The sequence below is a fragment of the Anaerohalosphaeraceae bacterium genome (assembly GCA_035378985.1).
Lineage (GTDB): Bacteria > Planctomycetota > Phycisphaerae > Sedimentisphaerales > Anaerohalosphaeraceae > JAHDQI01.
Map to the genome: position 1 here is coordinate 1 of DAOSUR010000029.1, position 14282 is coordinate 14282.

The 14282-nt window shown below is 52.4% G+C and carries 14 protein-coding genes; all 14 read right to left on the reverse strand.

Annotated elements, in window-relative coordinates; genetic code table 11:
• The 14 genes from PKY88_12820 to PKY88_12885 all read right to left on the reverse strand — a co-directional run bounded on the left by PKY88_12820 (position 1) and on the right by PKY88_12885 (position 14251).
• A complete protein-coding gene (locus tag PKY88_12820; protein ID HOQ06083.1) occupies positions 1–696 on the reverse strand; it encodes a hypothetical protein in 696 nt (231 codons plus the stop codon).
• Between the two features lie 81 nt (positions 697–777).
• Complete coding sequence (locus PKY88_12825) at positions 778–1599, reverse strand: prepilin-type N-terminal cleavage/methylation domain-containing protein (GenBank protein ID HOQ06084.1); 822 nt, start codon at positions 1597–1599, stop codon at positions 778–780.
• Between the two features lie 96 nt (positions 1600–1695).
• On the reverse strand, positions 1696–3909 hold the full coding sequence (locus PKY88_12830; GenBank protein HOQ06085.1) for a hypothetical protein: 2214 nt from the start codon (positions 3907–3909) through the stop codon (positions 1696–1698).
• A 4-nt stretch (positions 3910–3913) separates the two neighbouring features.
• Positions 3914–4735, reverse strand: coding sequence for a hypothetical protein (locus PKY88_12835; protein HOQ06086.1), 822 nt, complete (start codon positions 4733–4735; stop codon positions 3914–3916).
• Positions 4736–4824: 89 nt separating this feature from the next.
• On the reverse strand, positions 4825–6498 hold the full coding sequence (locus PKY88_12840) for an NPCBM/NEW2 domain-containing protein (GenBank protein HOQ06087.1): 1674 nt from the start codon (positions 6496–6498) through the stop codon (positions 4825–4827).
• Positions 6495–7034 (reverse strand): sigma-70 family RNA polymerase sigma factor, encoded by a 540-nt coding sequence (locus tag PKY88_12845; GenBank protein ID HOQ06088.1) that lies wholly within the window; start codon positions 7032–7034, stop codon positions 6495–6497. Before PKY88_12845 ends, PKY88_12840 begins: the two co-directional genes overlap by 4 nt.
• A gap of 553 nt (positions 7035–7587) precedes the next feature.
• Positions 7588–8712 (reverse strand): hypothetical protein, encoded by a 1125-nt coding sequence (locus tag PKY88_12850; GenBank protein HOQ06089.1) that lies wholly within the window; start codon positions 8710–8712, stop codon positions 7588–7590.
• 3 nt (positions 8713–8715) lie between these two features.
• Positions 8716–9495: a hypothetical protein gene (locus tag PKY88_12855; GenBank protein HOQ06090.1), complete on the reverse strand. Its 780-nt coding sequence runs from the start codon at positions 9493–9495 to the stop codon at positions 8716–8718.
• A complete protein-coding gene (locus PKY88_12860; GenBank protein ID HOQ06091.1) occupies positions 9492–10283 on the reverse strand; it encodes a hypothetical protein in 792 nt (263 codons plus the stop codon). The genes PKY88_12855 and PKY88_12860 overlap by 4 nt, the downstream gene beginning before the upstream one ends.
• A gap of 9 nt (positions 10284–10292) precedes the next feature.
• Positions 10293–12617 carry a phage tail tape measure protein gene (locus PKY88_12865; GenBank protein HOQ06092.1) on the reverse strand — a complete coding sequence of 775 codons (2325 nt, stop codon included), beginning with the start codon at positions 12615–12617 and terminating at the stop codon, positions 10293–10295.
• Entirely contained in the window at positions 12617–12823 is a 207-nt protein-coding gene (locus tag PKY88_12870; GenBank protein HOQ06093.1) for a hypothetical protein, read from the reverse strand. The genes PKY88_12865 and PKY88_12870 overlap by 1 nt, the downstream gene beginning before the upstream one ends.
• 20 nt (positions 12824–12843) lie before the next feature.
• On the reverse strand, positions 12844–13323 hold the full coding sequence (locus tag PKY88_12875; protein HOQ06094.1) for a hypothetical protein: 480 nt from the start codon (positions 13321–13323) through the stop codon (positions 12844–12846).
• A gap of 18 nt (positions 13324–13341) precedes the next feature.
• Positions 13342–13806, reverse strand: a complete 465-nt coding sequence (locus PKY88_12880; protein HOQ06095.1) for a phage tail tube protein — start codon at positions 13804–13806, stop codon at positions 13342–13344.
• A gap of 13 nt (positions 13807–13819) precedes the next feature.
• The gene (locus PKY88_12885; protein HOQ06096.1) at positions 13820–14251 is read right to left on the reverse strand and encodes a hypothetical protein; all 432 of its coding nucleotides are present in this window, start codon (positions 14249–14251) and stop codon (positions 13820–13822) included.
• Positions 14252–14282 lie beyond the last annotated feature (31 nt).

A 14282-nucleotide genomic window follows, 5' to 3' on the forward strand; every position in this document is an offset into this window, starting at 1 on the left:
TTACTTAACGCTGGATATTCCAATGCTTAGTGGTACTATAAACGGGGGAAGGTCACCGAGATTATAAAATTTGATATAAACAGCAAGGTTATTTGTAGTGCCGGAGTTGGTTTTGACGAGTTTGATAACATACAAACCCGTCGAAAACACGCCGCCCGGATATGTTGGGTAAATATCCGCCCCTCCCGTAGCCGGATCTGTCCCATTTGTTGCATAGTAAGCAGTTAGTCCTCTATTGTTCCATCCATAAGCATTTCCTGCCATTAACTCGTGAGTCGTATTACTAAGCCCCACCTGCACAACAATATCTGAAGAGTTGGAGATGGTCGAGAAACTCATATAAAGCGTCTTGTCCGTCGTCAAATCGATCGGGTTGGCCAGGGGTCGTGTGGCCGTGACCACGTTCCATTGTTTGCACTCCCACCAATGCTGTCTGCCGCCGACTGTATCTGGTTCATATCCGCCGTCAATTCCAACCTGTTGATAAGGCCAGATTGATGTAAGATATTCTGTTGTTCGGCCGGGAGAAACCGACCAGGAGCCTGCCAGGCCGCTTTCGGCGCTGGAACCAGAGTAGCCGCCCAGAGAGCCGCCTGTTGCATCTCCAAAACCTTCATAAACTAACAGCGATGCCTGACTGGCAGAGGTCACTGCAAATACCAGGGTCAGAATCAAAGCTATTTTCACTTGTTTCATTGTAGCATTCTCCCAAAAAAAAATTATAAGATTCCATGATATTCGAAAAAGACACGTCTTTTTTTGAGGGTGAAAGAACCTTTATGGAATTATAAGGTCCGCTCGCTTGGGGGACTGTTTACTCCAGCTTATCAAACCCAGATCTTTCAGGTTAACTTTTTCAACATAACCGCCTACAAATCCGACATTGACGGCCATTCCATGCCGATCTACCATGTAGCGTTTTAGGAAATGCGAAGGACTGTGAGGAAGTCCCAGTCCTCCGGGTGTTGCATGCGGATCTTTTAGATGTGGTCTGTTGACCGAAAGACGGAGAGGGATTTCCTGGTCAGGCATGGGCCAGACGTCCATGCGAAAGGAATCAGCCAAAAGGCCGGCGTCTGCACGGGCGATTTTGTATTTTTCAAAATAGCGTCCCGAGGTTTGACTGAGGTTTCCGCCCCATTTTTCATACCACGTTCGGCCGCTTGAATCCGGGGAATCAGGCAAAAGCCAGCAGTTAATCCCATAGCTGCCGATTCCATTCTGGAAATACCAGGTTGTGTCAAAGGTTCCGTCTTCTTGGGTAGTCTGGATTTTGGTAGAAGGGCAAATATTGATTTGCATCACCCCGGAACGATCAAGGGTCGGATTCTGCTGAAAATACTGATCGCCTAAATAGGGAGCAATCTTTCGAAACCAATAATCTGCCCCATATCCCAAGGGGAAGATCCTACCGTCATTTTCCTGACTGTAAACACTGAAAGCCAGCGTCATCTGTTTGAGATTGCTCCGACAGGATAGCGTTTTGGCGGCTTCGCGGGCCTTTCGAAGCGCTGGGACCAGCACCGCTAACAGCAAGGAAATAATTGCAATTACCACCAACAGCTCAATTAATGTAAACCCTTTTTTTCTTGATTTCATTGACCCTTTTCTCCAATCATAAAACCACCTTTCTTATTCCGTTTTTTTGTAAAAGGCGGAGCTCCTTCCGGAGAGAGGAGCCCCGCCTGAAGAACATTAGTAAGGGATAGCCACTGTCAAGCGGATATCTTCCAGCCATTGCCCTGTTAGAAAAGCAAGATCTTCCAGATTCACCACACAGTCTTGGTTCAAGTCTGCAGCATTGTACCCTGATTGAACCATCTGTTGAGCTGCACATGCATCTGCCGCAACACGAACTGTCAGGGTATCTGAGGCTGATTGAGGACCTTGCCCTCCGTTGGTGTCCGTGGCGGTCAGTTTGATTACGTAATCCCCCGCTCTATCTGTTGTGAAAGAGGCGGTTGGATTCAGAGGATCAGCCGAAGTCTTTACCACACTGGCGGACGCTCCCGAAGGCCCAGAAACGATTGACCAGACTACATCGGTATCGGCTACATCTCCCTCACCAAGGTCGTCCACCGTTCCTGTCAGTAACTGAGGCAGATTGCTTAGCCAAGTAATATAGTTATAACCAGCCTCTACAATTGGAGGAAAGTCAGAGGGTTCGGCCTGAACAACATACGTCCTTCCCGTATAAAGATTGGTATCAATGATGGTATCGACTCTCCAGAACAAGTACTGGTCGTAGCTGATACCACTGGGAATGGTGTAAGACGCTGTTGACGGAGACAGAGGAATTCCCGCTACAGCCAAGTATGCTGTTGTATCATAGGTCCCAATATAATAATACAGAATCTGCTGCTGAACATTCGGATCATTCGAAGGAGTCCACGTTAGCTCTAAGGGTGCTTGGGGAGTCAAAAGAACACTGCCGTCGGGTTGGTTGTCCAACACTCCATGAATCGCTTCCTGATAAAGCCTGAATTCATCGCATCCGACAAATCCATAACCGTCAGTATCTGTCACATCAAAAAAGATACCCAGTTTTTTCCCAACAGCAGGATCATCGGGACCAACCATAAAACTTGTTGTAACCGTCACATAACTGCCAGTTAGTCCCGTCTGCTCTTGTTCTGCAAGAATAATCCACTGGCTGTTGATGTTAGGTTCATCTTCCAGGTAAAACATCCCGATTTTCCCGCTCTCACAACTGTAAGAGCTTCGCATCTGGGCCTCTAGCACATAGGGGATATTGGGCAGGATATTCACATCCACAATCTGGTAGGCCGGCTCGTCGCTGACCCCTACATAACCGTGCCAAGCCGTCCCGTTGGCCCCGCCGCTCTGGGTGCCGGAATCTTGCGGTGGATTGCTCCGGCTGGTCCAGCCGGGAATAAGATCCCAATTATCGGTTACCCGCAAATCTGGCTCTTCAAAACTCCGATTGACGATTTTGTCTGTCAGATCTCCGATCCAGCCGATAATTGGATCCGGTACTGGCAGAGGAACAAAGCCGACGACATCTACAAAACTTTCACCCAGCCGAATTTCGTCGATATTCGGCCAGCCGGCGACCTTTAAACTCAGATTGGTAAAGACGCCGGATACGCCGGTCAGAGAAAGTGTTCTATAGCGATTCGGCTCTCTCATAATGTCTGCTGGATCCTCTGATCCCAAATCATAAAATTCCACTGTAACAGTCAGGTCATTGGTCGAGCTGGAATTGCTTTTGACAAACTTCACCACGAAAAAGGCATTTCGATCGCCAACTCCCCAAGTGCCTCCTATTGTCGTCCCATTTTGATTGGTGGTAGGAGCTGTCCCGAGTGTTCCGTAATAGGCCGTTAATCCACCCCAATTCCACACATTTCCCGCCATGATTTCATGGGTGTCGTTGGCAAGGCCGACCTGGGCTACAAAATCGGCCCCGTCACAGGCGGCAAAAAAGCTCATGTAATACGTTCCATCTGAGGTTAGATCAATCGGATTGACCAAAGGACGGCTCGCAGTGGCGGTACTCCACGCTGTTTTTCTGACCACATGTTGAGCTCCTCCAACCACTTCCGGGCTGTAACCGTGGAGTATCCCGATTTGTGCTCCCCAGGTCGGCGGAGTGGCGGTTTGGGTGTTGGCTGCATCACCAGTCACTTGATCACCAGTCACTTGCCATACGCCGCTTAGACCAGATTCCGCACTGGTTCCTGCATACCCTTGCAGGAGAGCGTTGTTTAAGGCATCGCCAAAACTTTCGTATGCGAGCAAGGCGGCTTGTGTAGATATCGCACACGTGCAAATCACAAGAAGGATAACTATATTCTTCATGGCAACCTCCACAAAAATTGTTTTTTTATCTGCACTTTCACTTTCAAACAGACTGCTGACAGAAAACAGAGTAGCACTTAAAATCAACGAATTACCTCCATTTTCTCGAGCTAACTAAGAGACCGAGTCCCAGTAAAGAAAATGTTGCAGGTTCGGGAATAATCACGTCGCTTAAACTATGCCCCAATCGGATCTCATCGATACTCACCCATCCATCTGCTTTGATAGCAAGATGTGTAAAAGTATCCGTTATTCCCGTGAGGGCAATGGTTCTGGAAGCATCGGGGCTGCCGTCATAAACTGTGTCCCGGTAGTACTCGAGTGTGATCTCCAAATCGTCTGTAGTGCCGGAATTATATTTATTGAGCATAATCACCACCAGGTAATCTCGCATTTCTCCCCGCCAATTGCCGTCGATGAAGGTTCCGTTGCAATTTGTCTGAAATCCACCGTTCAGTGCACCGTAATAGGCCGTAATCCCTTTGTCGGCAGCGCCGGAGTAGGCATTACCCGCCATCAGCTCGCTGGAGGCATTGGCCAAACCGACTTGTGAACCATGATCGGCCTGGTCGGACTGGAAGAGAAAACTCATGTAAAAACTGCCGTCTCCTGTCAAGTCGATCGAGCTGCTCAACGGACGCGATGCCTGAGTCAGCCACCAAGCTGTGTGCTCTGCAACAGGCCAATTCGGCCCGGGTTGTCCCCATTGGCCGCCTTCTCCCGTTCTAAGACTCATCTCTTGGCCCGCATTGACTATCCACGTACCGGATAAACCGATTTTACTGGTTCCGATATAGCCGGTTAAAGGGTTCCCGTTGATTGCCTCGCCGAACCCTTCATAGACTAAGACATTAGCATGACACACCGTAACCGACACAACGGCTACCATGAAGACTGCTGCTACACTTTTCATCTTCAGTTCCTCCACATACATTGTTTAAATTTCGGATATGTTTTTCGTTTCAGCCGACACACACTTCACACGTCGAGTTGTCTGCATCTCTATTTTCTTTCCATTATCAGAATCGGTTGAGCAAAAATGCACCAGTCGTAGTGCGTTCCGTCTCCGCCGTCAGTAGCGGCCAAAGTCAAAAATCGATTTGTTGGGGTGATTGGAATTTCCACTGTCTTGCTTTGAAGGTTCTGATAGTCTGACTGATAGTGAAAAACACAATTCCCATCGACCAATACCCAAAATTCGGAACGTTTCCGAAAATCAAGTACCTGGGGCAGACCACACAAGACCCGGAAAGATTTCATTTCCAGGGTAGGGTAGGCCCGCCTGATCTGATCTAAATCGAACGTGATGCCTGCATTTGGATGAATCAAGAGTCGGGGCGGAATCCCTGTTTCCGCATCTTCTTCCACCTCGAGCCGCGTAGAAACGTAATCGATGATGCCGGTTGTCGGATCTTTTTTGGCCAAGTAGGGATTGGAAGTAATATCCGACCAATACTCTCCGCTGGTGGGAGGGAAGAGAAACTGGTGACCTAATGAACTGATGATGGTGGGCCCGGAAGCTCCATTTGGGACAAACACTCCATCTACAAAAGGTGCTCCTTTGACCGTCCGAAAGCCGGTTGCCTCTGGCGTTTCATATCCCTGATTGGCTATATTCTGCAGTTGTCCTGTTGAGAGATTAATCCCCCGTCGGTTATCTCCTCCCCCGAACCCGTTACCTCCGCCGATCAGATCGGCCAAACTGAGGGATTGACCCTTCCAAATTAAATTTGAAGATGAGTCAATATACCGGACAAAAAAATCCTCCCGGCATTCGATTTCTTTGATTTGTCCTGTTGAGGAACGAAGCCTTCGCGCTTCTCCTGCCGGCAGATTCAAACTGATATTCTGGCCACTTGCTTTTGAAACGAATACAACCTTTCCGCGAAGAACATGAACCTCAGTATCCCCGTTGAGTCCTTGAGCAATGCCGAACTCTGTACCCAAATCGATAATTTTAGACTCACGGGTACATATCTGAAATCCGTACGCAGACGAAGGAACTACCGCGTAAAGCTTTCCGTAATGAAGTTTCAGCATATCCTCTCCGAGCAGCTGAAACGAAGCCGGCGCTTCAACCGTGACTTGTGCGAAATTATCAAAAAGAATCTGCACCAACCCTGCTCGAAGAACAAAGGGTTTGGAACTGGCCGAAAGTAGAGTTCCTTTGGTCCAAGAAGCCGAATCCGCCCAAACGGCTCCGAAAGTATCCGCCAAAAGAGCCACGGATTGACTTTCCCGGAAAGGAGAAAACCGAGCCAAAAGAATTATAGCAACAAGTGCCGCTGCAGACGCTATCAAAGCATAAAGAGGGACCTTACTCAAGGTCTGTCTCTGTTTTATCGAAGGCCGAATGGTGTAGTTTTCCTCGTTCTGAGGAGCGTTCTGTTGCACCGGGATTGGTTCTGCTGTATTTTCTTCTTTTGCCAAGGCCTGCCATAACCTCCAATCAAGGAGTTTCTCGGAAGCAAAGTCCTGAGGAATTTCAGAAAGTGGGGACTTCCGACCATGGAAAATCGCCTGAAGCATCACCAATTCTATATAATAGCGTCTGGCCTCCGGATGTGTACGGAGAACACCCTTTAGTCTCTGAAGTTCCTCATCGGTTAAAGTGCCGTCTCGAAATCTGAGGACCCATTCGCAAAATACCTGATTTTCACGCAGGAATTCCATCATTCGCTTCCTTGTTCTGCCAGCGTCCTGCGGATGCAGCGAAGAAGAATATCATGAGCTCGAGCAAGTTTGACATAAATCACTTTGATGGTCGTGCACATTTTTTCCGCGATGGACTTGACGGAAATCTCGTCTTCATATCGCCAATGAATAATCCGGCGGTCGAGGGGATTCAGCTCTGTTAGGCATTGACGAAGGGCTTCGATACGAAAATCAATGGCCTTAATGGATTGGTGGGCTTCTTCTTCCAAAAGACCTTCAATCTCTTCTCCAAGATAGAGAGGGCCATGGCCTTTTTTTCTCCGATAATTTTGGATAACATGGTGGGCGATCCCAATTCCCCAAGAGCCGAAATCCTTTCCCTCTTCAAAGTGGTCAAACTTGGTCCACATAATAGAAAGTGTTTCCTGAAAAAGATCCTCTGCATCTGCCCGGCAAGGAATTAAAAGATAAATATAAGAATAAATTCGACGTTCATTAGCGAATAGCAAACGCATGAACCGTTTCGTCCTGTCCAATTTGTTTTTTTCTATCTGCATACTTTCTCTTAATAAAAAAACCTTTACCCTCTATTAGGAGCTTGTCTGCAAACTCTTTTTTTTCTTCGGTTTTTTCCTTTTTTTAATATATGCAAGAATAAAGAGGGACAAGGTCTGGATATGAACGGATTTTACAATTATAGATAGGTCAGGTCCGGAAGATTTTCGTTTGTTAGCAGAGAGGATTAGATTTGGCCTTGCCTTAGCGGCCAGTGTCCCAGCGGGCAAGTTCCTCCGGACTGCCACCAGTCTGCCAGGTGCTGTCTAGTTCCATCCAACTTGATCCCGAGTAGCAAGCAATATCCACAGGGCTTGAAAAACGTATCGTTCTCGTCCAGATGTGTTCCGCTCGGCCCCGGGCAGGTCTGACATTTCAGCCGCCACGGTTCTATCTTCGGCATTGGATTCGTAACAAGCCGCTTGGCCTTTTCCTGTATTATCTCGTCGGCAGGCTGGCCCCTGCAGACCGACCGGCAATAATTTCTGGATACGTGGATGCCGATTCTGCGGCAAATCTGCCCGCCGGGAAACTGCCTGCAATAGGGATGATCCATCAGCGGCATCCTTCACGCACCCAATATTGCCCCCAATTGGGTCCGGTGCCCGGCTCATTGGCCAGCGTGGCTTCGTGCGCCGCATAGCATCTATAGAGGTCTTCCAGATGGCGTACCCGGTCATTGGGATCGTAATGGTTCCCGACCGCCCACACGAACGAGGAGGGAAGGTCTCCATTGGTGATCGTGTAGGTAGTGCTTGGATAGGGACAATAATAACGCCAGGAATCCTGCCAGTTTGCTCCTACGCCGGGTTCGCTAATCGCACTGGATGTGTGGCCGACCAAACAGAAATAGATGCGTCCCTTGTGGACCACATAGGCTTCGACACCTTCTGGATCCCATCCCGGGTAGTAAATTCCGGATCGCCAGGAATCCATCGGCTCCGGAAGCACGATATTCATCTGCATGCAATCAATCGGCACGGTATCCGAAAAAGCGGTCCATCCGCCCAAATAAGCAACTGTATAATTAGTTGCGTCCCGGAGTGTAATATTTATCGTCATTCTGGGCGGGGGGGCTACTGCCAGATAAAAACCGATCATCAATTTCGTGGCAACCTGCCGCTCTGCCACATCTTCATTGATGTCATTCTGGCAGTTGTATTCGGAGTAATAAAACTGTTTTTGGATCGGGGAGATTGTATAACAGACCCACCAATGACAGGTTCCGTAATACGCTTGCTGTCCGCCAAGGGATAGAGAATGGGTTCCATTCAGCATGGAATCCGAATACCCCACCAATTTCCACCATCGACTCGGATAGGACTGATAATTGCAGATTCCGCTTTGGCCGCTGTCAAAGTTCTGGATGAGTAATCGGATCAAATCAGGAACCTGTCCGACGCAGAAATCGCAGGGAGTGCAGCATCCCCACATCATTTCGTCATAAGAAGCATAACTGGCAAACTCGATCACAGGGCATAGTGTCCCATCGATAACCTTGTCACAGCCGTATAATGGTCCCATGCAGGAATCTCCAATCCCTGCGGTCAGTACCGGGAACTTTACCCCGGATTGTTTCTTGACGCACCCAGCCAGCTGCTGAGCCGGATTGCAGGGGTTGGTCCAGGAGGGGACCAGGAGTCCGGAAACATTTTTGTAGCAGCCGACGAATGGATACATGGTTCAGCTCGAACAAATAGAAACCGGGATATTGGTCATAGAAATGGCCACCCAGATCCCGCTGACTTTCTGGGCCCATACGTATGAAAGGCGGTAATTATCCAGCTGTGATGCCGGATGGCAAAGGATTTGCACCGATCCATAAGACCCATCTACCCAGAGCCATCCTTCACCGAGAACCTGATGCGTGCCCTGCATCGGATTTTGGGATAGGTCGGTCAGCAGGAAACATTCCGGTTTGTCGCCGCCGCTGCCGCCGAAGCGGACCACGGCCCATTTAATGCCTGTTCCGGATTCCTTCCAGAGGATGGTGCAGGGGCCGCTTTCAGCGCTGGCCAGGTAGGCCGCCTGGCCATCGGCCACATCGGCATACCCGTGAGATTCATCGGTGACATTGACCTGGACCGGGCAGATCCCGCTGCCCCAGCCGGTCCCGATGGTGCCGTTGGGGATGGGGCTGGCGCAGATGACAAACCGGCCGCCGGCATGACGGGCAAGCAGGGGGGTATTGCCCAATAAAACCACTTCCTGCTGAAAGGTCTGCAGGGCATCCTGGGGATCGAAGAGGACTCCATCGATACCCAGGACCTGAAAGCGGGCTGCATCGGTGCCGCTGTTGTTTTTGATCTTGACCTTCTCGGAGGCAGTCCAGCCGCCGGTTGGTGTCTGGACATTGTGCTGCCTGCTGCGGAAGTCCAGGGCCGCATCGACAAAGGCATTGTACACGGCTGCCGGGATCTGCAGCTTGTCGCCGGGTTTGACTTTTTTGAGGGACTGGCTCATACGTGCAGGTCTCCAAAGTCCCCGTAGGGATAGACCTGTTCGATATGGACGCTCCAGGGCCGTTTGATCATGGATTTGGCCGTAGCGTCTTCTTCGTCCATGTACTGGACCCACAGGTACTCCCAGCCCTTCTTGGCGATCCCGGTAATGTCTCCGATGGTAATGCCTGTCAGGTTGGGGCTGGCGGCGAATCGGTAGGTGATCTCCCAGTCGCCTCCGGCACGCATGGAGCCGGCGGCACCCAAAAACAGCACCTCTCCGGCGGCATAGCCGTTCCAGGAATCGTTATTGACCCTGCCGGTCAGATAAAAGAGGGTCTGTTTATAAGCCGCATCGACCTGGGAACTGGATTCATAGTTGACCTCGCTGAAGTTGTAGACCGGGACCACAATGTCCACGCCATCGACGCTGTTTTGGGAAACGCCGATGGCCCCCTGGAAGTTGGGAGGGGTATATCCAGCACGCCCGTACTGCTGGACGGTCCCCAAGCTCTGGGTGATATGCTGGGTGCCGCCGCCGGTGTCAAATTGATAGAGCTTGATGCCGGTCTCCTGTCGGGTAGGGGGCTGGTACTGGGCCTCGCCGTACCAGAGTTTGGGGCCGACGGGGACGACCTTGTATTTGAGCCGGGGCAGGCCATCAAACAGCGTCGGTGCTATGGCGGCCAGATTGGACAGGGCCTCGGCGTGGTCCTCCGTGCCTTTGATCACATAGCGCAAAATGGCTCTGGGGCTGTTGCCCCGCTCGATATCCCTGGATTCAAATCGTTCAACGACTGTGACGGCCATTTCTGTTTCCTATGTAAAGGTCGCCCCGTCTTCGGTATTGCGGGCGATGGTTTCCGTATGGCGGGCGGTGGCGGCGGTGTTGTCGGCAATCTTCTGAGAGACCCCGCCGGCTCCCAGGCCGGACAGGGCTGCCGCGGAGAATGTCCCTGCCGAAGTCGCCGAGGCCAGGTCCAGGGCAGCACCGGCCATACCCACTGCACCCCGCAGGCGAGAAGCCCGTTCTTGTACTTTATCCTGCTCTGCCTTTTCGGTGGCCTGCTGCTTGGCCTTCTGGATCGCGTTTTTGAGGTCTTCTTTGGCCTGGGCCAGCTCCTGAGAGATTCCCTCCAGTTCCTGGTTGAGGGATTCCTCCAGGCCCTCTCGCCGCTGCTTGTCCGCATCCGTAATCTCCCGCAGGCGGTCTTCATGATCCTTTTGGGCGGCATCGCGCATCTGGCGGCGTGTCTGCTCGGCCTCATTCTGTTTGGCTTCCAGCTGGCGGTTGATTGGGTCCATGCCCTCGTGGAAGCTGTCCGTCATCTGGCGCATAAACTCTGCGCCATCCCAATTCTCATCCATCAGGGACATCATCCAGTTGTAGACCTTGGCCAGGGCCATGGCGGTTCCTTCGATGGCTTTCTTCCACCAGGAGACAAAGACGTTCCAGGCGCCCGCCGCGGCTGCAGAGGCCTCGATCACACCGACGACGATGGCGTTCTGGACGAACTCCCAGGCCGCCAGGGCTCCATAGAAGGCCCCGAAGGCGGCCTTGAGGAAGAAGGTCTTAAACTCCAGCCATTTGGTCTCTAAAAACGCCACGCCCTTGGCCCATTGCTCTTTGACGGTCAGCCAGGCGATTCTGGCGGCCAGCCCTAAGTCCCCGCTGGCATAGGCCGCTACGATCCCGCCCCAGGCGTTAAGGGCATCGGACTTCAGGTCGGAAAACTTTTTCTGCAGGGCGCTGAGGGCTTTCTGGCCGACTCCGCTCATGACAACAAACGCCGCAGACAAGGCCGCCACCAGGACGGCCAGGAGCGCCAAGGGATTTAAAAGGGCCATGAGGATGGCCTTGACTCCCTTAAAGACCCCGACAATGGCTCCGAGGACCGTTCTCATCGTGTCCAGGGCAAAGGCCATCAGTTTGAGCGTAAGGCCCAGGCCGATCAAAGCCGTTCCTGCAACCAGCAGGGAAGCCGCAAAGGCCCCCAGGACCACCACCAAGGCTCGGTGCTTGTCGGTCCATTCGGTAATCTTGTTGCTGACCACGGCAAATAGATCCGCAGAGATCGACAGCGGTTTGGAAAGGGACCTGCCGATGGCAAGCCCAACGCCCTCAACGGCCGACCACATCCGGCGCAACGCGCCTCCAAGACCGCTGTCCATGACCTGGGCCGTTCGCTGGGCCGTGCCGGCGGCATGGTCAATGGCGTTAATCAATCGGATAAATGTCTCGGTGGTCAGTTTCGATCCTCCGGCAATGGCCCGCAGGCCGAAGATCTCATTAAAAATGCTGAGTTTTTCCACATCGCCCATGTTCTGGGTGGCCTTGCCCAGGTCCGTAAGGATGTCGGCCAGGTTGCGGAAGTCTCCATTGGCGTTGGAGACAGTCACACCGAGCTGCTTTAATTTGGAGCGGATGGAACTGTCCGTCAGGCGGAGCATGATATTCTTGAGCGTAGTCCCTGCCATCGAGCCCTTGATGCCGACATTGGCCAGGATGCCTAATGATTTGGAGGCATCCTCCAGGGACAGGCCGAACAGATCCGCAACCGGGGCGGCATATTTCATCGACTCTCCCAGATCCGAAAGTGTCTGGGCAGAGGTATTGGCCGTGGCTGTTAGCACATCGGCCACGCGGGTCATATCAGACGCATCCATTCCAAAGGCACGCAGCGTAGCGGCCGCGATATTGGTGGCCTCGGCCAGATCGGTTCCGGTGGCTCGGGCCAGGTTCATGATCGAGGCGATGGAGTCGTCAATTTCTTTTGCGGCAAATCCCGCCCGGCCCAGTTCGAGCATCGCAGAACCCACCTGCGCGGCGGTAAAGGAGGTCGTCCTTCCGAGGTACTTGGCTTTTTCGGTCAGGGTATCAAATTCATCGCCCGTGGCACCGGTAACGGCCTTGACCGAAAGCATCACATCATCAAAGTCCTTATAGACCTTGGTAGAGATGGCAAACGGAGAGAGGGCCGCTGTCCCCAGGGCGGTCATCCGCATCCCGAGGTTCTGAACGTTCTGGCCGAACTGGCGAAGTTTGGTTTCAGCCTGCCGCAGCCCGGCGACAAATCGGCTGCTGTCAGCATAAAGCTCGACAAACGCCCGTCCGGCCCGGATGGCTCCCGCCTGTGCGGCCATCAGTTTCCCGCCTTTCCAATAAAAAGATCCCGAAGGAGCCCGAAGTTCTTCTTGGTCAGGACGATGACCCTGGATTTTCGGGCATAGGGATTAAAATCCTCCGGCTTGAAGGGACGGCCCTTTTTCGGGTCCCGGTTGACATTGGCAATCAGGGCCATCAGGTTGCTGGTCCGCCCCCAGGCGCTTTCCCCGCGGCCCTGGGCCATCCAGACAAGCTCCCGCAACGTCAGCGGTCCCGGATCGATCCCGATGATCCCGGCGAGTTTGTAGATACACTCCCAAGGGCCTTCACAACTTCCGTCTCCAGGTCCACCGCGTCCAAGGTCTGCTCGATCGTCCGGACCGCCAGGTCGATCACCTGCCTCTGCTTGGCCACAGCCTTGGCCCGGTCGCTGCGGCCGCGTTTCTGGAAAAAATCGATCATCTCCTCATAGAAGGCATGGCTGGCCGACCGGATCGCATCGCCGCCTAAGGCCTGGCCGAACTGCTCGTCAGTAATCCCTGCCTGATCCAATTGCGGTTTGCACAAGCAGTACAGCAGGTCACAGAACAGGATCTCGTCGGTGCCGATTCGGGTCAGCAGGGGAGGGTCACCTTTTTCCGGTTCCAGGAGATTGATGTTCAAAAGATCCCGGCAGCGTTTGACCGCATCGATGGTCAGGGACAGGACCCATTTCCTGCCGGTGCTGTCGATAAATTCTTTCATGAGAAAAAGCCTTTCAAATTACGCCTTGGTGTACCAGTGGCCCCAGGCCGACAGTTTGGCGGTCACCTGGACGACAATCGCCTCTTCCAGCGGCTCGCTGCGGCTGAAATTCGTGATCGAAAAATTCCCGCACGGACCTTCGGCGCCGGAGGTGTCCGGATCTTCACTGATAATCGCCAGGGAAATCTCCTCATTGTTGAGCCAGGCATTCTTGATGGCCGTAAATCCGGCATCGCTGGGCTTGAAGACCATCTCAAATTCGACGGTGCATTCCTTCAGCGTAGCAGCCGTGGCTCTCCATCCGGCATTGGCGCGGGTGGTGATGTCCGCCTCACCCGTTTCGTGGTTGACCGTCACATCCCGCACATTGGAAAGTTCGGTCATCCCGCCGGCAGCAGCAGGATCGAGTGTCGAAGGGTCGGCCAGGGCGGGGGCCTGGTACTTGATGACCGCTTCCATTCCGAGCTTATAGGTCGTTGCCATTGTAAATTCTCCTTTATCTGATAATGCTATTGCGCCACAGATGCGGCAGCTGGGTTTTGGTTTTCTCAAAGGCCGGATTCATATAGGGTCGCCTGGCGATCTGAATCTGTTTTTTTACTTCTCCGATCTCCAGCAAAATCGTTCCCCCATATTCGAGGACCTCCGGCGCAGATCCCTTTTTGGCATGGAGCTTAGCCGGACCGATGACCACAGACTTTTCGGAGTCGTCATACGAATAAAAGATAAACCGCTTCAAAAGCTCCGTATGACTGGAGGGCGGTGATCCCGGGGCGGAGGCCCTCTTTCGTTTGCGAATGGACCAGCGGGCGGTCTTTCGGACCAGGCCTCCGAACTTCGACAACACCTTCCGGGTGCTCTTGTCCAGGGCACTGGTAACCGCCTGCCGGTCAAAAAACAACTGTTTTGTTTTTACGAAACCATTCATCTTTCGGGCTCCGGATTAGCCTTTCATAATA

Coding starts and splice junctions, on each gene's coding strand:
- PKY88_12885 (HOQ06096.1), bottom strand. CDS start 14,251: ATGAATGGTTTCGTAAAAACAAAACAGTTGTTTTTTGACCGGCAGGCG.
- PKY88_12820 (HOQ06083.1), bottom strand. CDS start 696: ATGAAACAAGTGAAAATAGCTTTGATTCTGACCCTGGTATTTGCAGTG.
- PKY88_12875 (HOQ06094.1), bottom strand. CDS start 13,323: ATGAAAGAATTTATCGACAGCACCGGCAGGAAATGGGTCCTGTCCCTG.
- PKY88_12855 (HOQ06090.1), bottom strand. CDS start 9,495: ATGAGCCAGTCCCTCAAAAAAGTCAAACCCGGCGACAAGCTGCAGATC.
- PKY88_12850 (HOQ06089.1), bottom strand. CDS start 8,712: ATGTATCCATTCGTCGGCTGCTACAAAAATGTTTCCGGACTCCTGGTC.
- PKY88_12840 (HOQ06087.1), bottom strand. CDS start 6,498: ATGATGGAATTCCTGCGTGAAAATCAGGTATTTTGCGAATGGGTCCTC.
- PKY88_12825 (HOQ06084.1), bottom strand. CDS start 1,599: ATGAAATCAAGAAAAAAAGGGTTTACATTAATTGAGCTGTTGGTGGTA.
- PKY88_12845 (HOQ06088.1), bottom strand. CDS start 7,034: ATGCAGATAGAAAAAAACAAATTGGACAGGACGAAACGGTTCATGCGT.
- PKY88_12870 (HOQ06093.1), bottom strand. CDS start 12,823: ATGGCCCAGGGCCGCGGGGAAAGCGCCTGGGGGCGGACCAGCAACCTG.
- PKY88_12860 (HOQ06091.1), bottom strand. CDS start 10,283: ATGGCCGTCACAGTCGTTGAACGATTTGAATCCAGGGATATCGAGCGG.
- PKY88_12865 (HOQ06092.1), bottom strand. CDS start 12,617: ATGGCCGCACAGGCGGGAGCCATCCGGGCCGGACGGGCGTTTGTCGAG.
- PKY88_12835 (HOQ06086.1), bottom strand. CDS start 4,735: ATGAAAAGTGTAGCAGCAGTCTTCATGGTAGCCGTTGTGTCGGTTACG.
- PKY88_12880 (HOQ06095.1), bottom strand. CDS start 13,806: ATGGCAACGACCTATAAGCTCGGAATGGAAGCGGTCATCAAGTACCAG.